Genomic DNA, 610 nt, shown 5'->3' on the forward strand with positions numbered 1-610 from the left:
AAAAAGAAATTTCAAAGTGGATAACGATTCACTTTTACCAATATGATTCCTTAGCTCAGCTGGTAGAGCAATACACTTTTAATGTATGGGTCCTGGGTTCGAGCCCCAGAGGGATCACCTAGAATGATAACAAAAGGGAAAAGGGCGAGAAGCCTGTCCCGATGAGACGAAGCAAAGCAAGTCCATATCGGGAAGCCCCAGAGGGATCACTTGATGTAGTCAAAGTCAAATTGGCGAAATCACAGAATTAACTTACAAGGAGTTAATATAAAAGTTTCGGGGTGTAGCGTAGCCCGGTATCGCGCCTCGTTTGGGACGAGGAGGTCGTAGGTTCGAATCCTGCCACCCCGACTTTATTACAGTAAGTATAGGAGTAATATTATTTTACTAATATATCCGGGTCCTGTAGCTCAACCGGATAGAGCAACTGCCTTCTAAGCAGTAGGTTTCAGGTTCGAGTCCTGACAGGATCACAATTTAAAAGCGGAATTACGTTCCGCTTTTTATTTTAGTACCTATTATTGATTCCTTAGCTCAGCTGGTAGAGCATCCCGACTTATCGGGAGGCTCCAGGTAGGAGTTAAAGAAATAGAAATTTCAAAGTGGAAAA

3 tRNA genes are annotated in these 610 nt (G+C 43.1%); all 3 read left to right on the forward strand.

The annotated features are described in order from the left end of the window. Positions 1-44: 44 nt before the first annotated feature. The 3 genes from BVH04_RS10000 to BVH04_RS10010 all read left to right on the forward strand — a co-directional run bounded on the left by BVH04_RS10000 (position 45) and on the right by BVH04_RS10010 (position 473). Positions 45-117, forward strand: a tRNA-Lys gene (locus tag BVH04_RS10000). A gap of 160 nt (positions 118-277) precedes the next feature. Then, positions 278-351, forward strand: a tRNA-Pro gene (locus BVH04_RS10005). 48 nt (positions 352-399) lie between these two features. After that, positions 400-473 (forward strand) — tRNA-Arg (locus BVH04_RS10010). Positions 474-610 lie beyond the last annotated feature (137 nt).

This window comes from Algoriphagus antarcticus (assembly GCF_002150685.1).
GTDB classification, from domain to species: Bacteria; Bacteroidota; Bacteroidia; order Cytophagales; family Cyclobacteriaceae; genus Algoriphagus; species Algoriphagus antarcticus.